Here is a 21,425-nt window from a genome sequence, read left to right on the forward strand (position 1 = left end):
TTCTCTTACACGTCGAGGAAGCGCACGTCGCGCGCGTTGCGGATGATGAAGGACCGGCGGGCCTCGACGTCCTCGCCCATCAACACGCTGAACAGGTCGTCGGCCTGGGCCGCGTCGTCCAGGGTGACCTGGCGCAGCAGGCGGGTGTCCGGGTTCATCGTGGTCTCCCACAGCTGGGCGGCGTTCATCTCGCCCAGACCCTTGAATCGCTGGATGCCGTCGTGCTGGCGGGGGTCGCGCTTGCCCCGGGCGACGCCGTCGGCGATGATCGCGTCACGCTCGGCGTCGGAGTAGGCGTAGGACGCGTCGTCGCCCTTGCGGTCCCACTTGATCTTGTAGAGCGGCGGGCAGGACAGGTAGACGTGCCCGGCCTCGATCAGCGGCCGCATGAAACGGAACAGCAGCGTCAGCAGCAGCGTGGTGATGTGCTGGCCGTCGACGTCGGCGTCGGCCATCAGGATCAGCTTGTGGTAGCGCAGCTTGGCCAGGTCGAACTCGTCGTGGACACCGGTGCCCATGGCCGTGATCAGCGCCTGGACCTCGTTGTTCTTGAGGACCTTGTCGATGCGCGCCTTCTCGACGTTCAGGATCTTGCCGCGGATCGGCAGGATGGCCTGGTAACGGGAGTCGCGACCGCCCTTGGCCGAGCCGCCCGCCGAGTCGCCCTCGACGATGAACAGCTCGCACTTCTCCGGGTCGCTCCACTGGCAGTCGGCCAGCTTGCCGGGCAGGCCGGAGCCGGACTCCAGGAGCGACTTGCGCCGGGTCAGGTCGCGGGCCTGGCGGGCCGCGAGCCGGGCGCGGGCGGCCTGCAGGGACTTGCTGATGATCTCCTTGGCCTCGCCCGGGTTGCGCTCGAACCAGTCGCGCAGGTGGTCGTTGCAGGCCTTCTGGACGAACGACTTGGCCTCGGTGTTGCCCAGCTTGGTCTTGGTCTGGCCCTCGAACTGCGGATCGGCCAGCTTCACCGAGATGATCGCGGTGAGCCCCTCGCGGATGTCCTCACCGGCGAGGTTCTCGTCCTTGCCCTCCTTGAGGAACTTCTGCTCGCGCGCGTAGCGGTTGACGATGGACGTCAGCGCCGCGCGGAAGCCCTCCTCGTGGGTGCCGCCCTCGGCCGTGTTGATCGTGTTGGCGAAGGTGTAGACCGACTCGCTGTAGGAGCTGTTCCACTGCATGGCGATCTCGACCGCGATGCCCTCGCCGTGCTCCTCGAAGTCGATCACCGAGAGGTGCGCCGGCTCCTTCTTGGAGTTCAGGTGCCTGACGAAGTCGGACAGGCCGCCCTCGTAGTGGTACGTGATCTCCTTGGGCTCGCCGTTGATGTGGTCGGGCCGCTCGTCACGGACGACGATCGTGAGGCCCTTGTTCAGGAAGGCCATCTCCTGGAAGCGGCGCGAGAGCGTCTCGAAGTTCCACGTGGTGGTCTCGAAGATGTCGCTGTCGGCCCAGAACGTGGTCGTGGTACCGGTCTCGGCGGTCGCCTCGCCCCTGGCGAGGGGGGCGGTGGGCACGCCGCGCAGGTACGACTGCCGCCACACGTGGCCCTCGCGGCGGATCTCGACCTGCAGCCTGGTCGACAGCGCGTTGACGACCGCCGCGCCGACGCCGTGCAGGCCGCCGGAGACCGCGTACGACTTGCTGTCGAACTTGCCGCCCGCGTGGAGGGTCGTCATGACCAGCTCGACCGCGGGCTTCTTCTCCACGGGGTGCTCGCCGACCGGGATGCCCCGGCCGTTGTCGACGACCCGCACACCGTTGTCGGCGAGCAGGGTGACCTCGATGCGGTCGGCATGACCGGCCAGGGCCTCGTCGACCGAGTTGTCCACGACCTCGTAGACGAGGTGATGAAGACCACGCTCTCCGGTGGAGCCGATGTACATGCCAGGGCGCTTACGGACCGCCTCAAGTCCTTCGAGAACGGTGATTGAGCTAGCGTCGTAGGACAAGTGTGAAATCCTCCTGCCGCGGACACGCGGCGAGGTACAACGCATCGCCCCGCCGTGCCCGTCACCGTCGTGAATGCCCCGATGCGTTCACCCGGGGGAGTCGGCATGGACGCCGGGGTGACACGCAAACGGACGTGTCCGGAATTCGATTTCATTCTAGCGGGTCGGAACACATCGTGTGGCATTGACGGCCCCTGGAATGGCCTGTCGCGCGACGATCATGTTCTTGGGCATCCCCCCACAGGGATGAGGGTCATGGCCTCAGAGGGGCCGCTGATCCGTTTTCGGGTGATGACTCAGCCGTAGGTGTCACCCGGGCCGCGGCTCCCCGTGACACGCAGCCCGCCCCCCGGGCGGGGGCCGTTCTGCGGCCCGCGGACCTTGACGCGCTGTACCGTTCCGTCCCCGAGTTCCTCGTTCAGCCGCCTTACGAGCGTCCTCGCCAGAAGGCGGACCTGCGTCGCCCAGGCGGTGGAGTCGGCGACCACCACGACCTCGCCCTCGGCGAAGGACTCCGGCTTGGTGTGGGCCGCCATGTCGGGACCGACGATCTCGTGCCAGCGCCCGAACACCCCGCCCACCGCGGCCGGCCGCTCCCAGCCACGGTCGGCCAGCAGGTCGGCGATGGCCCGGCCGAAGAGCTGGGGATCTCCGGAGTCCCGGCGCGGCCCGCGGGCCCTGCGCCGGGGCTCGCTGCGGGGCAGCTGTCCCCGCCGGGCGGCATCGGACTTGGCCTGGGCCAGCTTCTCCCTGGCGATGGCCGCCCCCCGGGCCGCCGCGCTCCGGGCCGACCCGGGCTCGGCCGCGCCGGAACCCGCGGGGGCTCCGCCCGGCCCGGACGGGCCTCCCGCGGAGCCCGGACCGACCGGGCCCCGGGGACCGCCCGGACCTCCGACGCCGGCGCCCGGCACCGTCTCGGACGTCTCACCGGACACGGGACACGCCCCCCTCCGTCACGTCGAACCGGGACCCGACCAGCTCGGCCGGGACGTCGTCGGGGACCGCGGCGGTGATCAGCACCTGCTCCGCGGGGGCGACCATCTCGGCCAGGCGGCGCCGGCGTTTGCTGTCGAGCTCGGCGAAGACGTCGTCCAGGATCAGCACCGGGTCGCCGCCGTCGGCCCGCAGCAGGTCGTAGGCGGCCAGCCGGAGCGCCAGCGCGAACGACCACGACTCGCCGTGGCTGGCGTAACCGCGCGCGGGCAGGTCGCCCAGGCCGAGGAAGAGGTCGTCGCGGTGCGGGCCGACCAGTGTGACACCGCGCTCCAGTTCGGCGGCGCGGACCTCCAGCAGGGCCGCCCGCAGCGCCTCGGCGAGCGCCGCCCGATCGGTGCCCGCGCCGGCGGGCAGGGTGCCGCGGTACTCCAGGCAGGCTGCGGCGGATCCGGGCGCCAGGGCGGCGTACGAGGCGGCGACCAGCGGCCGCAGCGCCTCGACCAGTTCGAGCCTGGCCGCGAGCAGTTCGGCGCCGTGCCGGGCCAGGTGGGCGTCCCAGACCTCCAGGGTGCTCAGCGGGTCTCCGGCTCCGGCCGCGGCGAAGGCCGAGTCGTTCTCGGCCCGGCGTGTGCTCCGGCCACCGCCCCGCCGGGCCTGCGCCGCGGTGCGCAGCAGGGCGCCGCGCTGCTTGAGCACCCGCTCGTAGTCGGCGCGGACCCCGGCGAACCGGGGAGCCCTGACCACCAGGAGGTCGTCGAGGAAGCGGCGGCGCTCCGAGGGGTCGCCCTTGACCATGGCGAGGTCCTCCGGCGCGAACAGGACCGTGCGCAGCATGCCGGCCACGTCGCGCGGGCGGGACACCGGCGAGCGGTTCAGCCGGGCCCGGTTGGCCCGGCCCGGGTTGATCTCCAGCTCGATCAGGGCCCGCCGATCGTCGCGCACCACCACCGAGCGGATGATCGCCCGGGTCGCGCCCTGCCGGACCAGCGGCCCGTCGTTGGCGACCCGGTGGCTGGACTGCGTGGCCACGTAGCCCAGGGCCTCGACCAGGTTGGTCTTGCCCACCCCGTTGGGGCCCACGAACGCGGTGACCCCCGGCTCCATGCCGAGGTCGACGGTTTCGTAGGACCGGAAGTCGGTCAGGGAGAGATGGGCGACATGCACCTCAGGAAGAGTAGTCGGCCGCGCCCTCCGGCGGATCCCCGCCGCGGCGGGACGGCCCGCGCACCGCTGCGTCCACATCCCGTGGACGACGGGTGCGCGCTGGCCGCGCTCCACGCGGGAGCGCACGCGGAACCGGACACCGCGCCCCGGCGCCGTGGACGGCGCCCGCGCGGGCCGGGTGGGGCACCGCCCGGCGGCGCCCCGTCGTGGACGACGGGCGGGCGGGCCGTACGGCTACGGGGACGGCGCGGTCAGCGGCCCGGTCGGGTCGCCTCGGCGGGAGGCTCGACGTCGGCGCCGGGGGCGTCGGCGCCCTTGGCGACCTGGCCCTCCTTGGCGGAGACCGCGTGGCCGCCGAACTGGTTGCGCAGGGCCGCGACGACCTTCATGGCCGGCGAGTCGTCCTGGCGGGAGGCGAACCGGGCGTACAGGGAGGCGGTGATCACCGGCAGCGGGACCGCGTGGTCGACGGCCGCCTGGACCGTCCAGCGGCCCTCCCCGGAGTCCTGCGCGTAGCCCCTGAGCTCCTCCAGCGCCGGGTCCTCGTCCAGCGCGCGGACCAGCAGATCGAGCAGCCACGAGCGGATGACCGTGCCGTGCCGCCAGCTCTTGAAGGCACCGGGGACGTCGGTCACGACGTCGGAGGCCTCCAGCAGCTCCCAGCCCTCGGCGAAGGCCTGCATCATGCCGTACTCGATGCCGTTGTGGACCATCTTGGCGAAGTGACCCGCGCCGATCTTGCCGGCGTGCACGAAGCCGTCCTGCTCGGGCTTGAGGGTCTCGAAGACGGGCATCAGCCGCTCGATGTCGCTCTTCTCGCCGCCGACCATCAGGGCGTAGCCGTTCTGCAGGCCCCAGACCCCGCCGCTCACGCCGCAGTCGACGAACCCGATGCCGCGGCCGCCGAGCTCGGCGCCGTGCTTCTGGTCGTCCACATAGTGCGAGTTGCCACCGTCGATCACGATGTCACCGGCCGACAGCAGGTTTCCGAGCTCCTGGATCGTCGCGTGGGTCGGATCGCCCGCGGGGACCATGACCCACACGGCCCGCGGCGTCTCCAGCCGCTCGACGAGCTCCTTCAGGCTCGCGACGTCGCTGACCGCCGGATCGCGGTCGTAGCCGACGACCTCGTGGCCTCCGCGGCGCAGCCGCTCGGCCATGTTGCCGCCCATCTTCCCCAGCCCGACCATGCCGATCTGCATACGAGCACCCCCTTCAGGGTTCCATCATCCACCTACGCCAGGCGTGCCCGCGCAAGCCGTACCAGATCGGCGTTCCCTCCGACCGGATCACCCACAGGGCTGTGGAGGACGTCCTCCAGGCCGATGCGCGTGGCAAGTCCCAGCTTCCCCGCCTCGTCCAGGAGAATCCACGTCGGCTCCCCCTCTCCGTGGAGGAGCAGCGGGCCGGGGACGCCTCGTTCGGCCAGCCGGCCGAGGACCGCGTGCGCCCGGGAGACGGCGGTGCCGGTGGACCCGCCGAGGATCTCGACGAGGACCCGCGTGCACTCCAGCCCGGTCGCGGCGAGCGTGTCGGCGTCGTCCACGGACCAGACTCCGGCCTCCACCCCCACTCCGAGCCGCCGCAAATCATGCCATATGTCCGTGAAGCCCGGTTCGGCGAGGTTCACGGACGCGAAGTCCGGCAGATCGGCGGGCGCCAGCGCGGCCCAGCCCCGAACGGCCTCGCGCCGCGCCGGCACGTCCCCGCCGGTTATCCACAGGCCGGTGCTCACCCCCACCGGGAGCCCCGGGCACGCCTGCCGGACGGCGCGCACGGCCGCCCCGATGTGGACGGCGCTCAGCGACTCGCTGCCCGCCTCGTCGCGCGGGTGGATGTGCACGGCGTCCGCACCCGCCTCACGGGCCTCACGCGCCGCCTCAGCGAGCTGCAGGGGGCTCAGGGGCAGAGCGGGGTGCTCGCCAGGCCTCCTGGCGCCGTTCAGCGACGCCTTGAGCCACGGCCGGCGGCCGGCCGTGGGCTCCCGTTCCGCCGCGGGCCGCTCCCCGGCCTGTGGACGGGCCCGGCCCTGCGGGCGCGTCCGCGGCTCCGGGGCGGACCGCCGACCGGCCGCCATCAGCTGGACAGGCGGATGGGCATGATCAGGTAGCGGTAGTCGGGGACGCCGCCGTCCTCCACGGCCTTGCCTCCGGTGAGGATGGCGGGCTTGGTGGACGTGGTCATCTGCAGGCGCGCCACGTCGGAGTCGATGGCGCCCAGGCCCTCCAGCAGGAACTGGTGGTTGAAGGCGATGTTGATGTCGTCGCCCTCGAACTCGACGGGCAGCACCTCGACCGCCTGCGCCTCGTCACCGGTGCCCGCCTCCAGGACGACCTCGCCGCCGCGGAAGGCCAGCCGGACCGGCGTGTTGCGCTCGGCGACCAGGGCCACGCGCTTGACGGCCTCGACGAAGGCCCCGGTCGGCAGGTCCGCGCGGGCGGAGAACTCGGTCGGCAGCAGGGAGCGGTACTTGGGGAACTCCGGGTCCAGCAGGCGGGTGGTGGTCCGGCGACCCGCGCTGCTGGAGAAGCCGATCATCCCCTCGCCGGTGCCGCCGACGGCGCTCATCGCGATCTCCACCTCGGCGCCGGTGCCGCCCAGGGCCTTGGCCGCGTCGGCGAGGGTCTTTCCGGGGATCATCGCGATCGCCGAGAAGTCGGGCTGGCCCGGCTGCCACTTCAGCTCGCGTACGGCCAGGCGGTAGCGGTCGGTCGCGGCGAGCGTGACGGTGTCGCCCTCGATCTCCATGCGCACGCCGGTGAGCATCGGCAGGGTGTCGTCCTTGCCCGCGGCCACGGCGACCTGGCCGACGGCCGAGGCGAACACGTCGCTGCCCACCCGGCCGGCGGCCGGGGGCATGGTCGGCAGGGACGGGTAGTCCTCCACAGGCATGGTGAGGAGCGTGAACCGGGCGCTGCCGCAGGTGACGACCGCCTTGGCGCCTTCCACGACGAAGTCCACCGGCTGTGCGGGGAGCGCCCTGGTGATCTCCGCCAGGAGCTTGCCGGAGACGAGCACGACGCCCGGCTCGCCGGTCTGCAGTTCGAGGGTCACCTCGGCGGAGACCTCGTAGTCGAAGCCCGAGAGCTTGAGCTGCCCGCTCTCCGTGACTTCGAGGCGCATGCCGGCCAGCACCGGCACGGAGGGACGCGCCGGCAGGCTGCGTGCCGTCCATGCCACCGCCTCGGCGAGCACGTCTCGTTCGACCCGGAACATCACGTGGATCTGCCTCCTGTGTATCGAGCGCCATCCGCTCGGTGCCTGGGGTTCAAGTGTTCACTGTCCCGCACATGCGCTCCCCGGGACCCCTCTATGGGTTTTCGGTTTCCCTGTTAGAGATAGAAGTGGTCATCGCATTAGGGGCGGTGGATACTGTGGAAATCCGTTGTTTCCGCAGCTCAGATGCTATTTCTTCGTCCACTGTGGCTGTGGGTGGGCGGTGTGGAGAACTCGTCGGCCTGGGGAGAACCGGAGGTTGCACACAGGCCGTCCCCAGATCTTGCGTCGTCTGTCCACCGGTTATCCACGAGGTTTCCCCAGGTTCTCCACGGGGTAAGAGGTCGTTTTGTCCCTGGGGAAAACTCTGCTCACAGGGCGTCCCCAGGTTGTCCACGGGTTGTCCCCAACTTGTCCCCAGGTTCTCCCCAGAGTTGTCCCCATGCTCCGAACGGGGTTCGGACCGGCGCGTTCCCAGATGATCATGGTTGTGCGGTCCCGGAACCTCCCGCCGGCCCCGCGATCCCCCCGGGGCGGCCGATCCACAAGGTTTTCCACAGCCTGTGCATCACGGAATGGAAAACCTCACCCATTGCGCGACTGCTGCTTGATCCTCGTGGTGAGCTCGTTGACCTGGTTGTAGATCGAGCGGCGCTCGGCCATGAGGGAACGGATCTTGCGGTCGGCGTGCATCACCGTGGTGTGGTCGCGGCCGCCGAACTGCTGGCCGATCTTCGGCAGCGACATGTCGGTGAGCTCCCTGCACAGATACATGGCGATCTGCCGGGCGGTGACCAGGACCCGCGAGCGCGAGCCGCCGCAGAGGTCGTCGATCGACAGGCCGAAGTAGGCCGCGGTGGACGCCATGATCGTGGCGACCGTGATCTCCGACCCCGCGTCCTCGGTGATCAGGTCCTTGAGCACGACCTCGGTGAGCTGCAGGTCGACCGACTGCCGGTTGAGGCTGGCGAACGCGGTCACCCGGATGAGGGCGCCCTCCAGCTCGCGGATGTTGGTGGAGATCCGGCTGGCGATGTACTCCAGGACGTCGCCCGGGGCGGCCAGGCCCTCCTGGATCGCCTTCTTGCGCAGGATCGCGATGCGGGTCTCCAGCTCGGGCGGCTGGACGTCGGTGATCAGGCCCCACTCGAACCGGTTGCGGAGCCGGTCTTCCAGGGTGACCAGCTGCTTGGGCGCCCGGTCGCTGGAGATGACGATCTGCTTGTTGGAGTTGTGCAGGGTGTTGAAGGTGTGGAAGAACTCCTCCTGCGTCTGCTCCTTGCCCTCCAGGAACTGGATGTCGTCCACGAGCAGGATGTCCACCGCCCGGTAGCGGCCGCGGAAGTTGTCGGCCTTGTGGTCGCGGATGGAGTTGATGAAGTCGTTGGTGAACTCCTCGGAGCTCACGTACCGCACCCGCGCGCCGTCGTAGAGGCTCTGGGCGTAGTGGCCGATCGCGTGCAGCAGGTGGGTCTTGCCCAGTCCGGAGTCGCCGTAGATGAACAGCGGGTTGTACGCCTTGGCCGGGGCCTCGGCCACCGCGACCGCCGCCGCGTGGGCGAAGCGGTTGCTGGAACCGATGACGAAGGTCTCGAAGGTGTACTTGGGGTTCAGCCGGGCGGGCTCGCCCGGGGTGCGGCCGCCGCGCCCGTCCCACCTGTTCTGCCCGGCGCCCTGGCCCGGCGCCGCGGGCGGCGCGCCGCGGGTGAAGCCGTCGTCCTCGGACCGCGGCGGGGAAGGCTGCGGGGAGTAGCCGCCGCGGGCGAACGCGGGGGCCTGCTCACCCGGTGAGGCGGCCGGGGAGGGCTCGCCCGACAGGTACGGCTGGGCCGGCTCCTCGGGCTGTGGGAAAGGGTAGGAGAACTGCCGGTCCTGCGGCCCGCGCTGTGGATAGTCGGTGGACGGCGGACCGGCCTGCCCGGGGCGGGGATAGGGGCGCTGGGGCCCGGAAACGCCGTGGTGCTGGGGCGACACGGGCTGTGCGTAACCCTGCTGGGGACCCCCAGCCTGGGGATAACCCGGTGCCGGTGCCTGGGGATAAGGGTCCTGGCGGGGGGCGAGCCCCGAGTCCTGGCCCGCCGCGCTGGGGTCGACCATGACGGCCACGCGCATCGGCCGGCCGAACTCCTGGGAGAGCGCGTGGCTGATGAGCGGGCGGAGCTTGTTCTCCAGGACGTCCCTGGCGAAATCGGTCGGTGCGGCGAGCACCACCGTGTCGTTCATGAGGCCGAAGGGCCGGGTCATGCCGAGCCAGACGCGCTGCTGGGACGGAACGCTCTCGTTCAGGGAGTTCTCCAGCGCCCGTGCCCACACCGCGCTGAGGTCCGTTCCGTCCATGGTCCGGCTCTCCTCCTCCCTGCGGCCCCGTCTGAGCTCACCGCGATCCGTTTATCCACACCGGAGGCCATCGAGTGCACCGGATTCCGCCGTTGTCCACATGCCGGTGTCCCCGTGGCCCCTCCGTGGGCACCGTGTGAAATCCACATCGAATCCACAGGGTGTGCACAGCCTCCGACCTGCGGCCCGACGTGTCCTCGCAGCGGAGAGAGGGTCTGGAAGGGCCGACAGTAGCCGTGTCCACATGCTGTGTACAAGACGTTGTCCACAGCCTAGTGGCAGTACGAGGGGGACCGAGTGCACATCCTGTGGATGGCGGGGCACCAGTGGAAAAGGTGCCTGTGGAAACGTGGATAACCTATATCCGCGTGCCCTCTGGTTTGACCTGGGGCACGCCTGACCCGTAACGTACGACGGTCGGCTTATCGTGCGGCGGCTATTTCGCATGCCCCGCGTCCGGTAAGCCAGCCGTTGTCGAGCGTCCCATGTGCTCGTCCCCATGTGCTGGGGATGGCCTTTTAGCCTGGAGCCCACTCGTGAGCAAGCGTACTTTCCAGCCGAACAACCGCCGTCGCGCGAAGACCCACGGCTTCCGGCTCCGCATGCGCACCCGCGCCGGCCGCGCCATCCTGGCCGCCCGCCGCCGCAAGGGCCGCGCCGAGATCACCGTCTGACGCGTCCGCCGCGCCCGGTCCGCCGGGCCGAGGCAGCAACGCCAGGTCGCCCGTCGGTCGGATGCCGGCGGGCGATAGCCGTACCTGCCCCGGGTCGTCAAGGTCTCTCGTGTTGCCATCCGGGTCCCGCATGCGTCGGGGCGAGGAGTTCGCCGACGCGGTCAGAAAGGGAAGGCGAGCGGGCCGTCCCACCCTGGTCGTGCATTTCGGCATGCGCGAAGAGACAGACGAGCCGGCCCTGGTCGGATTCGTGGTGAGCCGTGCCGTGGGCGGCGCGGTCGTCCGAAATCGAGTCAAACGTCAGCTGAGACACCTCATGCGAGACCGTCTCGACCGGTTTCCGCGAGGTAGCCTGCTGGTGGTACGCGCCAATCCACCGGCCGCGTCCGCGCGAAGCGAGCGCCTTGCCGCCGAACTCGACGTCGCGCTGGATCGTTTACTCAGGCGGCGAGAGCCATCGCAGGCTCGCGTGGATGGGCGATGATGACGGCGCAGCAGATGACCGGGGTTTCCCCGGCCGCCAGGATCCTGATGGGTCCGATCCGGTTCTACCGGGCCTTCGTGAGCCCGCTGCTGGGCCCCCGTTGCCGCTTCTACCCCTCGTGCAGTGCCTATGGCCTGGAGGCCGTGGCCGTTCACGGCGCGCTGCGCGGCACATGGTTGACGATCCGGAGAATCGGGCGTTGCCACCCATTCCATCCCGGAGGCTTTGACCCGGTGCCCCCACGCCCGGGCCGGTCCGACGATACGCAAGGGAGCTAGCTCGGTGGAGCTGTCCTGGCTGAACTGGCTGTATACGGCCGTCGCCCAAGTAATCACCTGGATCCACCAGGGCTACAGCACCTTCCTGCCGAAGGACAGCGGGCTCAACTGGGCGCTGACCATCGTCACGCTGACCGTGCTGATGCGTTTGCTGATCTTCCCGCTCTTCCTCAAGCAGATGCGCTCGTCGAAGAAGATGCAGGAGCTCGCGCCCAAGGTCCAGGAGATCCGCAAGCGCTACCAGCACGACAAGCAGCGCATGAACCAGGAGGTCATGGCGCTGTACCAGGGCCAGGGCGCCAACCCGCTGGGTGGCTGCCTGCCGATCCTGGCGCAGTTCCCGATCTTCATCTCGATGTTCACCGTGCTGCAGGCCATGGCTGCGGGCCAGGCCAAGTTCGGCATGACACAGGAACTCGTCGACAGCGCCCGGGCCGCCCACATCTTCGGCGCCCCGATCCCCGCGACGTTCTTCACGAGCTCGGCCGACATCGTCAAGCTGGACGCCGACCCGGTCGTCACCAAGATCGTGCTCGTCATCTTCGTGGCGATCAGCTCGCTGACCACGTTCCTCACCGTCCGGCAGAGCGTGACGCGCTCGATCGCGCAGATGCCGGACAACCCGATGGCACAGCAGCAGAAGATCCTGATGTACATCTCGCCGCTGTTCGCCATCTTCTCCCTGAACTTCCCCCTGGGCCTGATCCTCTACTGGGTCACCACCAACCTGTGGACCCTCGGTCAGCAGCACTGGTTCTACAGCCGCAACCCCCACACGGCCGACGCCAAGGGCAACGCCGCGGCCTCCGACGCCAAGCCGGGGCTGCTCGGTAAGGTCAAGAAGAGCGCGCCCGAGCCCGAGGCGCCGCCCGCTCCGGAGCCCAAGGTGATCCGCCGGCAGCCCACCCGTCAGCCCCGCAGCAAGCGGACCGGCAGCAAGAAGCCCTGACGACCCATCCCGACAGCACGAAGGAGTAGCCGGACGTGACCGAGCCCGAGAAGGAACCCGCGAAGGCGGGTCCCGATCTCGCCGCCCTTGAGCAGGAAGGCGAGATCGCGGCGGACTACGTCGAGGGTCTGCTCGACATCGCCGACATCGACGGCGACATCGATATGGACGTCGAGGGCGATCGCGCCGTGGTGTCGGTCGTCGGCGTCAAGGGCGGGGACCTGGTGGGCCCGCACGGCGAGGTACTGGAGGCCATCCAGGAGCTGACCCGTCTCGCGGTCCACCGCCAGACCGGGGAGCGGTCCCGCCTCATGCTCGACATCGGCGGTTACCGCGACCGCCGCCGGACCGAGCTGAGCCAGCTCGGCGCCAAGATCGCCGCGGACGTCAAGCGGAGCGGCGAGCCCAAGCCGCTGCAGCCGATGACCCCGTTCGAGCGCAAGATCGTGCACGACGCGGTCGCCGCGGCCGGCCTGCGGAGCGAGTCCGAGGGCGAGGAGCCCCGCCGTTTCGTGGTGGTCCTTCCCGTTTAGTGGTAACGGGCGGTTCCCCCGCCCGGCCGTCACCGGTGTGATTCTTTCCGCCCGCCCGTAGCGGGCGCGGACAGGCCGCCGTCCCCGGGGTTCCGGGGACGGCGGCCTTTTCCATGGGTTCCGTGGCTTGCCGCTGTACGTCGCTGTGGAGGCGGCCCGTTAGCCTTGAGACCGGCCTGACCCCGACAGTTTCAAGGAAGAGTGAGCGTCGAGTGAATGACCAGATCCCCGAGCCGCCCGAGGTCGCGCGCGAGGTGTTCACCGGCGAGGCGTGGTCCAGGGCGGAGGCGTTCGCGGAGCTGCTGGCCGGTCCGGGGGTGGTGCGCGGGCTGCTCGGGCCGCGCGAGGTGCCGCGCATCTGGGACCGTCACCTGCTCAACTGCGCCGTGGTCGCCGAGGCCGTCCCCGAGGGGGTGCGGCTGGTCGACATCGGCTCGGGCGCCGGGCTGCCCGGCCTGGTCCTGGCGATCGTCCGGCCGGACATCACCGTCACCCTTCTGGAGCCGCTCCTGCGCCGGACGGTCTTCCTGGAGGAATGCGTGGAATCGCTGAAACTCGGCAACGTCGAGGTGCTGCGCGGCCGGGCCGAGGAGTTCGCGGGCAGGCGGGAATTCGACGTCGCCTCGGCCCGGGCGGTGGCGCCGCTCGACCGTCTGCTGAAATGGGCGTTGCCGCTTTTGCGTGAGGGCGGTGAACTGCTCGCCATGAAGGGTGAGCGGGCGGCGGAGGAACTGGCGGACGCAGAGGAGCAATTGAGGTCGAGTGGGGTGCGGACCGCCGAGCTTGTCTCGGTCGGGCACGGTAAGGTCGAGCCGCCCGCAACTCTCATCCGAGTGGTCGCCGGTCGGGCTCCTGAGGGACCCCGGAAGGCCTCTTGCCGGAAGGATCGCGCCTCGCGAGGCAGGCAGTCGCGAGGTCAGTAGGTAAACCGAGCAAAGCGAGTACGAGGCCAGTGAATGACCGTTTAGGTGCGATCGTCAGCGTGACGGGCGGCCTCGGCTGGCCCGCTCGTCCTGCCGCTTCACCCCGTGAACGCCCCTCCGGTCTGGGCTGGCCGGCATCGCCCCCCGGTGCCGCAGCCAGGCCGGTCGAAAGGACGGCGACCGTGACCCAGACCCCCCTTAATCCCGGCGACTCGCCGCTGGTACGAGAGGCACTCAGCTCAGTGGTTTCACGTGAAACATCGGCCCAGCAGACCGCGACCACCCCGGCGGGCTCCCTCGGAGCCCGCAACGACGACTGGCCCCGCCCTCCCAAGACCCGCATATTCACCGTCGCCAACCAGAAGGGCGGTGTGGGGAAGACCACGACGTCGGTGAACCTGGCCGCCGCCCTGTCGATGCACGGCCAGCGGGTGCTCGTGGTCGACCTCGACCCGCAGGGCAACGCCTCCACGGCCCTGTCCATCGAGCACCGCGGCGACGTACCGGACATGTACAAGGTGCTCGTGGAGGACATGTCACTGGAGGACGTCGTCAAGCCCGTCCCGGACATGCCGAACCTCTACTGCGCCCCCGCGACGATCGACCTGGCCGGCGCCGAGATCGAGCTGGTCTCCATGGTGGCGCGCGAGGCCCGCCTGCAGCGCGCGCTGGCCGCGTACAAGGCCACCGAGCTCGATTACGTCTTCATCGACTGCCCGCCCTCACTCGGCCTGCTGACCGTCAACGCGCTCATGGCCGCGACCGAGCTGCTGGTCCCCATCCAGTGCGAGTACTACGCGCTGGAGGGTCTCGGCCAGCTGCTCAGGAACGTGGACCTGGTCCGCGCCCACCTGAACCCGTCGCTCGACCTGTCCACCATCCTGCTGACGATGTACGACGGGCGGACCCGCCTCGCCTCCCAGGTCGCCGAGGAGGTGCGCTCCCACTTCGGAGACTCGGTGCTCAACACGCTGATCCCCCGGAGCGTCCGTGTCTCGGAGGCGCCCAGCTACGGACAGTCGGTCATCACGTACGACCCGGGCTCCAGCGGCGCGATGGCCTACATGGACGCCGCGCGCGAGATGGCGTACCGTGGCGCGGCTGTGTGAACCCCGGGGGATTCGCGGCATCATCGGTCTCGGAAGCCACTGATGGCGGAAAGCATTGAGCCGGAGGAGAAGCAGTGAGTAAGCAGCCGAGAGGGATGGGTGGCAAGGGCCTGGCGGCGCTCATCCCCACGGGCCCACCCGTGGTGCGTGGCGCGGCGCCGTCGGCCGCCCCGCCGTCGGCCGCCGTGGAGCCGGCGGAGTCGTCCGGCCTCAAACCGGTCGCGGGCGCCTACTTCCTGGAGATCCCCGTCCGGGACATCACGCCCAACCCGCGTCAGCCCCGCGAGATCTTCGACGACGACGCCCTGAGGGAACTGGCCGACTCGATCCGTGAGGTCGGCCTGCTCCAGCCGGTCGTGGTCCGCCCGGCGGGCGAGGGGCGCTACGAGCTGATCATGGGGGAGCGCCGCTGGCGCGCCTCCAAGCTCGCGGGTCTCTCCGAGATCCCCGCGATCGTACGGAGCACCCAGGAGGACAAGCTCCTCCTGGACGCGCTCATCGAGAACCTCCAGCGCGAGCAGCTCAACGCCCTGGAGGAGGCGGCGGCCTATGAGCAACTGCTGAAGGACTTCGGCGCGACCCACGAGCAGCTCGCCACCCGCATCGGGCGCTCCCGCTCGCACGTGACCAATATGCTGCGCCTGCTGAAGCTGCCTCCCCGGGTGCAGCGCCGCGTCGCGGCGGGCACGATCACCGCGGGCCACGCGCGGGCGCTGCTCGGCTTGGACGACCCCGCCGCCCAGGAGCACCTCGCCGACCGGATCGCGGCCGAGCTCCTCTCGGTCCGCGAGGTCGAGGAGATCGTGGCGGTGGGCGACGCCAAGGCCGCCGCGGCGCCCACCCCCCGGGCTCCCCGGGCGAAGCCGGCCGAAGACCCCGCTCTCCGGCATCTGGCCGACCGTCTCTCCGACCGCTTCGAGACCCGGGTGAAGGTCGACTTCGGCCGCCGCAAGGGTCGCATCGTGGTGGAGTTCGCGACCATCGACGATCTGGAGCGCATCATCAGCACGATGGCTCCGGGGTCGATGCAGGTGCTGGACGGGTAGGCCGCGGCTCCACCTTCCCGGCGGATCCCTTCTCCGGCTCTCCGGTCCTCCATCGAACGGGCCTCTCTGTTTCACGTGAAACAGAGAGGCCCGTTCGCTTACTTCCCCTTGCTCCGTCGGTCTTCCCTTCTCCTCCCCGGGGTGGGCGGTTCCTTGGCGATCCTTGGCCGCCGGTACTCCAGCCGCAGATCGTGATGTTCATGGCTGCTGCGACTGAGCGCTTCAGTTGACCGGTCGGCGCTTCGGACGGCCGGTCCCGTGCTCGGGCGTCGATACGGGAGGCGAGGCCGCGGCAGTGCTCGTACAGTGCGGCCCGCGGCAGTCGGCGGATCGTGTCCTCGGTGCTCTGCGCTTTCGGGCAACCAGGGCCTCCACCGCGTCGGCGCCGACGGCGCAGCGCTGTGGGATGCTGGTCGCGTGACGTTGGAGGACCTCGTCCGGCTGCGCCGGGCCCGTGACCTGATGGACCGCGACTACGCGAAGCCGCTCGACGTTCCGGCGCTGGCGCGCGTCGCCCTCATGTCGCCGGGCCATTTCTCCCGCAGCTTCCGCGCCGCCTTCGGGGAGACGCCGTACAGCTACCTGATGACGCGCCGGATCGAGCGGGCCAAGGCGCTGCTGCGGCGGGGTGACCTGACGGTGACGGAGGTCTGCTTCGCGGTCGGCTGCACCTCGCTGGGGTCGTTCAGCTCACGGTTCACCGAGCTGGTCGGCGAGAGCCCGAGCTCATACCGGGCCCGCCGCCATGACGAGGGCGCCGCCATCCCGGCCTGCGTCGCCAAGATCTACACGCGACCGGTCAGGAACGGAGAAGCGGAACCCGCTCCTCGGCCCATAGCGTGAAACGCATGGACATCAAGCTTTCACAGTGTTTCATCGCCGTCGACGACCACAACAAGGCGCTCGCCTTCTACCGGGACGTTCTCGGCCTGGAGGTGCGCAACGATGTCGGGTTCGAGGGGATGCGCTGGGTGACCGTCGGGGCGCCGTCCCAGCCCGATGTGGACATCGTCCTCGAACCGCCCCTCGCGGACCCGAACGCCTCGCCCGCCGACAAGGAGGCCATGGCGGAACTGCTAGCGAAGGGCCTGCTGCGCGGTGTCATCTTCAGTACCGACGACTGCGACGCCACCTTCGAGCGCATCCGCGCCGCGGGTGGCGAGGTGCTGCAGGAGCCGATCGACCAGCCGTACGGCGTCCGCGACTGCGCCTTCCGCGATCCCTCCGGCAACATGCTGCGCTTCAGCCAGTCTCGCGGGCAGTGAGCTCCGGTCTCGCGAACCGGGCGCTACCCTGCCGCGACCTGAAGAACTCAGACCGGCCAACTGAAGCCCCCCGTCACAGCTGCGTGGCCGCCTGCCGTCAGTAGTGGCAATTGCGGGCCGGGCTTGGCGCAGACGTCGGCGGACAGCCGTTGCCAGGCCCGCCTGGGAACACGCGTCACCAGGCTCTTGGCCGGGATGCGACCTGCGCGGGTGGTCACCTGGTGCGTGCCGGAGACGGCACGTTCGTTTTCCCGCACAACCCACGCTGATCATCGGTGGCCGCGGCCGTCTCTGTACCGCCCTGACTGGCAACACCACGATCCATGGCTGGAGCGTCGGGGAATCTGTGTTTCACGTGAAACGGGGCTCGCGGCGGAGAAGGCATCCGGCCGCCCTTCTCCCTTCCCCGGGGTGGGCGGTTCCCCGGAGGGCGGCGGCCCGTGTTTCACGTGAAACACGGGCCGCCGCCCAGGAGAAGGCATCGGGTCCTGCGACATCCGCCAGTGGGATCTTCCCGTTGGGTTTCTGTGGACTGCCGGGCTTCCCGATCCACCGGAGAGCGGGAGCGGGCCGTCAGAGCGCATGAGGCGCTCAGACCCCCGTCGCCTCCCGGACGGCGAGACGGATGTCGGCGACGAAGGCGTCGACGTGCTCGGGCATGGTGTCGAAGGAGGTGACCCAGCGGACCACGTTCTCGGCGGCGTCCCAGACGTGGAAGAGATAGCGGCGCTGCAACTCCGCGATGGCCTTCTCCGGGAGGGCGGGGAAGACGGCGTTCGACTGGACGGGATAGCGCAAGGACACGCCGGGGAGATCGGTGACGCCGTCGGCGAGGCGGTGAGCCATGGCATTGGCGTGGGCGGCGTTCTCGTGCCACAGGCCGTCGGTGAGGAGCGCGGTCAGCTGGGCGGAGACGTAGCGCATCTTGGAGGCGAGTTGCATCCCCTGCTTGCGGAGGAAGAGCGCCGAGCCGTCCAGCTCCGGGCGGAGGACGACGAGCGCCTCGGCGCCCATGGCGCCGTTCTTGGTGCCGCCGAAGCTGAGCAGATCCACGCCCGCCTCGGTGGTGAGGGCGCGCATCGAGCAGCCGAGCTCGGCGGCGGCGTTGGCCAGCCGGGCACCGTCCATGTGGAGGAAGAGGCCGTGTGCGTGGGCGAAGTCCGCGAGCTCGGAGATCTCCTCGGCGGTGTAGCAGGTGCCGCACTCGGTCACCTGGGAGATGGAGATGACCCGGGGCTGGGACTGCTGCACATTGCCCACCGCGGCAAGCTGCTCGCGGACGTCGTCCACCCGGATCTTTCCGTCACCCGTGGGCAGGGGGATCAGCTTGACGCCCAGCATGCGTTCGGCCGCGCCGCACTCGTTGGTGTTGATGTGCGCGGTCTCCGGGCAGAGCACCGCGTCGTAGGACCGCAGGACGAGCCCGAGGCCGACGACGTTGGCCCCGGTCCCGTTGAACATCGGATAGGCGGTCGCCTGGGCGCCGAACTCGGCGCGGAAGGCGTCCTGCATCGCGTCGGTCCACGGATCCCCGCCGTACGCGGGGGCGTCACCGGTGTTGGCATCGAGAACGGCGGCGATGACCGCCGGGTGCACGCCCGCGTGGTTGTCGCTGGCGAAACTCTTGGGGAAGAGAGTGGAGGTCGGCACAGGCCCAGCGTAGGGGGAACCACGACCTCCCCGGCCCTCCCCTCTCCGCGGGTGGCGGGGAGCCGCTGCGGCGGCCCTCAGATCCCGTCTGCCCGTACGACGGCGGGCATCGGCATTCCGGGCATGGCCCGCGCCTCCCGGCCGCGAGAGACGTCGTTCCGCCCTGAGGGCGCCCAGCGCCCGGCGGGCACCGGGCGGTCTCGGGGCACCGGGCGCCCTCAGGGCGCCGGGCGGCCTCGGGAAGCCGGGCGGCCGAGCCGGCCAGGTGGACGGGGGCGATCGCGGTAGGCGGTCCCGGTGAGCGGGCCGGAGCAGCGGGGCGAAACCACCCGGCCGGGACGGCGAGCCGGGGCCGCCGCCCGGACCGCCGAAATCACCGGCTCGAACCACGGCCGGGATGGTGAACCGGGGCCGACCGCCCGGGCCGCGGCCGGGGCCGACCGGCTCGACCGCGGGCCCGGAACGGCGGGTCAGGCGCCGCGGGCGGCGGCCTGTTCGAGGAGGACGCGGCAGAGGGTGCCGAGATCGTCGCCGGCGGCCTCGGCGGCCATGGGGAGGAGAGAGGTCTCGGTCATCCCCGGCGCGACGTTGACCTCCAGGAAGTAGGGCAGGCCCGCGCCGTCGACGATGAGGTCGGTGCGGGAGATGTCACGCAGGCCGAGGGCCGTGTGCGCGGTCACGGCCATCCGGGCGCACGCGTCCGCGACCTCGGGCGAGAGGCGGGCGGGGGCGAAGAACTCGGTGTGACCCGCGGTGTAGCGGGCGGCGTAGTCGTAGACGCCCTTGTCGGGCACGATCTCCACCGGGGGCAGGGCCACCGGCCCGTCGCCGAGGTCGACCACGGAGACGGCGACCTCGACGCCCTCGATGCAGCGCTCGATCAGCGCGGTGTCGCCGTAGGCGAAGCAGCCGACCATGGCCGCCGGGAGCTCCTCGGCGCTGCGCACGGCCGATGCGCCCAGCGCCGAGCCGCCGCGGGCCGGCTTGACGAACAGCGGCAGGCCCAGGCGCTCCACGATGCGGGCGAGCACCGCGGAGGCGCCGAGGTCGTGGAAGGTCTCCTTGGGGAGCGTCACCGAGTCGGGGGTGCGCAGGCCGACGGAGCGGACGACGGCCTTGGCGGTGGGCTTGTCGTAGGCGACCCGGCAGGCGTCCGGACCCGCGCCGACGTAGGGGACGGACAGCAGTTCCAGGACCGAGCGGATGGCGCCGTCCTCGCCCGCGCCGCCGTGCAGGGTGACGAAGACCGCGTCCGGCGGATCGGCGAGGACGGAGGGGACCAGTGACGCGTCGGTGTCGCGGGTCTCCACGGACACACCCGCAGCCTGGAGCACCTCGCTCACCCGACGGCCCGAGCGCAGGGAGACCTCACGCTCGTAGGACAGCCCGCCCGCCAGGACGAGCACGTGGCCCAGATCACTCATCCGATGCACCTCTCGCTATGGCCCGCTCCGAGCCTTCCGGTCGCCGCGCCGCACGCCCCCGGCCTTGACCCGGGCCGGATCGTCCGCCGCGCACCGGCGCGGGAAGTCACCGTACGGCGCCGCAGGAAGTCACCGTACGGCACCGGAGGGACAGGAGCCACGCCGAGGGCGCCCGTGTCCGCGGGCACCCCGGCGCGACTCCCGGTTACGTCCCGGTTATGCGAGGTCGGGCCCGGGGGTGTCGACCCCAATGTGCTCCGGCGGCGAGCCGGTGCCGAACGTGTCGCGCAGGCGGAGCTCCTGCTCGATCACCCCGGCCAGGCGGCGGACGCCCTCGCGGATGCGCTCGGGCTCCGGGTAGCAGTACGACAGCCGCATCTGCCGCGCGCCGCTGCCGTCGGCGAAGAAACCGGTGCCCGGCACGAAGGCCACCCGCTCGGCGACCGCACGCGGCAGGAGCGCCTTGGAGTCGAGGCCCTCGGGCAGGGTGGCCCAGACGAAGAAGCCGCCGCCGGGGCGGGTCCACGTGACGCCGGCGGGCATCAGGGCCTCCAGGGAGGCGAGCATGGTGTCGCGGCGCTCGCGGTAGAGCTCCCGGAAGTTCTTGATCTGCTCGCGCCAGGGCTGGGTGGCGAGGTACTGCCCGACGGCGAGCTGGGTGAAGGTGGAGTGCGACAGGACCGCCGACTCCATCGCCAGCACCAGCTTGTCGCGGACGGCGTGCGGCGCCAGCGCCCAGCCGACCCGGAAGCCGGGGGCCAGGGTTTTGGAGAACGAGCCGAGGTAGACCACGCCGTCGGCGTTGTCGGCGCGCAGCGCCCGCATGGGCTCGCCGTCGAAGCCGAGCATGCCGTACGGGTTGTCCTCGACGATCAGCACGCCCGCCCGCTGGCAGATCTCCAGGACCTGCTGCCTGCGCACCGCGTTGAGCGTCACGCCGGCGGGGTTCTGGAAGGTGGGGATCGTGTAGAGGAACTTGATGCGGTTGCCCGCGCTCTGCAGCGCGTAGATGGTCTGGGCCAGCGACTCGGGGATGATCCCCTCGTCGTCCATGGCGATGTGGATGACCTTGGCCTGGTAGGCGGAGAAGGTGCCCAGTGCACCGACATAGGAGGGCCCCTCGGCCAGGATCACATCACCCGGGTCGATGAAGATCCGGGTGATGAGGTCGAGGGCCTGCTGGGAGCCGACGGTCACGACGACGTCGTTGGCGTTGGCCTCGATCCCCTCCATGCGCATGACGTCGCAGATCTGCTCGCGAAGATGCGGGTCGCCCTGGCCGGAGCCGTACTGCAGCGCGACGGGGCCACGCCGGGCCACCAGGTCGGCGACCAGGTCCCCCACCACGTCGAGCGGGAGAGCGGTGACGTAGGGCATGCCGCCGGCGAGCGAGACCACCTCGGGCCGCGACGCGACGGAGAAAAGAGCTCGAACCTCGGAGGCGACCATCCCGGCAGCTCGTGCTGCGTACCGATCGACGTAGGCGTC

20 protein-coding genes are annotated in these 21,425 nt (G+C 70.6%); 10 read left to right on the top strand and 10 right to left on the bottom strand.

Features of this window, described 5'->3' with window-relative positions:
* Window positions 1–5: 5 nt before the first annotated feature.
* From gyrB to dnaA, 7 genes are all read right to left on the bottom strand, one after another.
* Entirely contained in the window at window positions 6–1,949 is a 1,944-nt protein-coding gene (gene gyrB / locus ABD841_RS27230; RefSeq protein ID WP_344977764.1) for a DNA topoisomerase (ATP-hydrolyzing) subunit B, read from the bottom strand.
* Window positions 1,950–2,245: 296 nt separating this feature from the next.
* Window positions 2,246–2,884, bottom strand: a complete 639-nt coding sequence (locus tag ABD841_RS27235; protein ID WP_344977766.1) for a DciA family protein — start codon at window positions 2,882–2,884, stop codon at window positions 2,246–2,248.
* Entirely contained in the window at window positions 2,874–4,049 is a 1,176-nt protein-coding gene (gene recF, locus ABD841_RS27240; protein WP_344977768.1) for a DNA replication/repair protein RecF, read from the bottom strand. The genes ABD841_RS27235 and recF overlap by 11 nt, the downstream gene beginning before the upstream one ends.
* A 251-nt stretch (window positions 4,050–4,300) precedes the next feature.
* Window positions 4,301–5,251: a phosphogluconate dehydrogenase (NAD(+)-dependent, decarboxylating) gene (gnd, locus tag ABD841_RS27245; protein WP_344977770.1), complete on the bottom strand. Its 951-nt coding sequence runs from the start codon at window positions 5,249–5,251 to the stop codon at window positions 4,301–4,303.
* Window positions 5,252–5,283: 32 nt separating this feature from the next.
* Complete coding sequence (locus tag ABD841_RS27250) at window positions 5,284–6,126, bottom strand: 3-keto-5-aminohexanoate cleavage protein (RefSeq protein WP_344977772.1); 843 nt, start codon at window positions 6,124–6,126, stop codon at window positions 5,284–5,286.
* Window positions 6,126–7,268, bottom strand: coding sequence for a DNA polymerase III subunit beta (gene dnaN / locus ABD841_RS27255; protein ID WP_344977774.1), 1,143 nt, complete (start codon window positions 7,266–7,268; stop codon window positions 6,126–6,128). The genes ABD841_RS27250 and dnaN overlap by 1 nt, the downstream gene beginning before the upstream one ends.
* A gap of 582 nt (window positions 7,269–7,850) precedes the next feature.
* Entirely contained in the window at window positions 7,851–9,602 is a 1,752-nt protein-coding gene (dnaA, locus tag ABD841_RS27260; protein WP_344977776.1) for a chromosomal replication initiator protein DnaA, read from the bottom strand.
* Window positions 9,603–10,138: 536 nt separating this feature from the next.
* Between dnaA and rpmH the strand changes: the two genes are divergently transcribed.
* The 10 genes from rpmH to ABD841_RS27310 all read left to right on the top strand — a co-directional run bounded on the left by rpmH (window position 10,139) and on the right by ABD841_RS27310 (window position 16,863).
* Window positions 10,139–10,276: a 50S ribosomal protein L34 gene (rpmH, locus tag ABD841_RS27265; RefSeq protein WP_184543430.1), complete on the top strand. Its 138-nt coding sequence runs from the start codon at window positions 10,139–10,141 to the stop codon at window positions 10,274–10,276.
* A gap of 61 nt (window positions 10,277–10,337) precedes the next feature.
* On the top strand, window positions 10,338–10,760 hold the full coding sequence (rnpA, locus tag ABD841_RS27270) for a ribonuclease P protein component (protein WP_344977778.1): 423 nt from the start codon (window positions 10,338–10,340) through the stop codon (window positions 10,758–10,760).
* On the top strand, window positions 10,760–11,038 hold the full coding sequence (yidD, locus tag ABD841_RS27275; RefSeq protein ID WP_425582047.1) for a membrane protein insertion efficiency factor YidD: 279 nt from the start codon (window positions 10,760–10,762) through the stop codon (window positions 11,036–11,038). Before rnpA ends, yidD begins: the two co-directional genes overlap by 1 nt.
* Window positions 11,039–11,042: 4 nt before the next feature.
* Window positions 11,043–11,987, top strand: coding sequence for a membrane protein insertase YidC (yidC, locus tag ABD841_RS27280; protein ID WP_344977780.1), 945 nt, complete (start codon window positions 11,043–11,045; stop codon window positions 11,985–11,987).
* A gap of 35 nt (window positions 11,988–12,022) precedes the next feature.
* Window positions 12,023–12,520: a Jag family protein gene (locus tag ABD841_RS27285; protein WP_344977782.1), complete on the top strand. Its 498-nt coding sequence runs from the start codon at window positions 12,023–12,025 to the stop codon at window positions 12,518–12,520.
* Window positions 12,521–12,732: 212 nt separating this feature from the next.
* Window positions 12,733–13,443 carry a 16S rRNA (guanine(527)-N(7))-methyltransferase RsmG gene (rsmG, locus tag ABD841_RS27290; RefSeq protein WP_344977784.1) on the top strand — a complete coding sequence of 237 codons (711 nt, stop codon included), beginning with the start codon at window positions 12,733–12,735 and terminating at the stop codon, window positions 13,441–13,443.
* Between the two features lie 242 nt (window positions 13,444–13,685).
* Entirely contained in the window at window positions 13,686–14,552 is an 867-nt protein-coding gene (locus ABD841_RS27295; protein ID WP_344977786.1) for a ParA family protein, read from the top strand.
* Window positions 14,553–14,626: 74 nt separating this feature from the next.
* Window positions 14,627–15,598 carry a ParB/RepB/Spo0J family partition protein gene (locus tag ABD841_RS27300; RefSeq protein WP_344977788.1) on the top strand — a complete coding sequence of 324 codons (972 nt, stop codon included), beginning with the start codon at window positions 14,627–14,629 and terminating at the stop codon, window positions 15,596–15,598.
* 462 nt (window positions 15,599–16,060) lie between these two features.
* A complete protein-coding gene (locus ABD841_RS27305) occupies window positions 16,061–16,441 on the top strand; it encodes a helix-turn-helix transcriptional regulator (RefSeq protein WP_344977834.1) in 381 nt (126 codons plus the stop codon).
* 5 nt (window positions 16,442–16,446) lie between these two features.
* Window positions 16,447–16,863, top strand: a complete 417-nt coding sequence (locus tag ABD841_RS27310) for a VOC family protein (RefSeq protein ID WP_344977790.1) — start codon at window positions 16,447–16,449, stop codon at window positions 16,861–16,863.
* A gap of 591 nt (window positions 16,864–17,454) precedes the next feature.
* On the opposite strand, the gene ABD841_RS27315 is transcribed toward ABD841_RS27310, so the two are convergent.
* The 3 genes from ABD841_RS27315 to ABD841_RS27325 all read right to left on the bottom strand — a co-directional run bounded on the left by ABD841_RS27315 (window position 17,455) and on the right by ABD841_RS27325 (window position 21,386).
* Complete coding sequence (locus tag ABD841_RS27315; RefSeq protein ID WP_344977792.1) at window positions 17,455–18,513, bottom strand: threonine aldolase family protein; 1,059 nt, start codon at window positions 18,511–18,513, stop codon at window positions 17,455–17,457.
* A gap of 470 nt (window positions 18,514–18,983) precedes the next feature.
* Window positions 18,984–19,937, bottom strand: coding sequence for a D-alanine--D-alanine ligase family protein (locus tag ABD841_RS27320; protein WP_344977794.1), 954 nt, complete (start codon window positions 19,935–19,937; stop codon window positions 18,984–18,986).
* A gap of 216 nt (window positions 19,938–20,153) precedes the next feature.
* A complete protein-coding gene (locus ABD841_RS27325; protein ID WP_344977836.1) occupies window positions 20,154–21,386 on the bottom strand; it encodes an aminotransferase-like domain-containing protein in 1,233 nt (410 codons plus the stop codon).
* Between the last annotated feature and the right edge of the window lie 39 nt (window positions 21,387–21,425).

It is taken from the genome of Streptosporangium fragile (assembly GCF_039534445.1).
GTDB lineage: Bacteria > Actinomycetota > Actinomycetes > Streptosporangiales > Streptosporangiaceae > Streptosporangium > Streptosporangium fragile.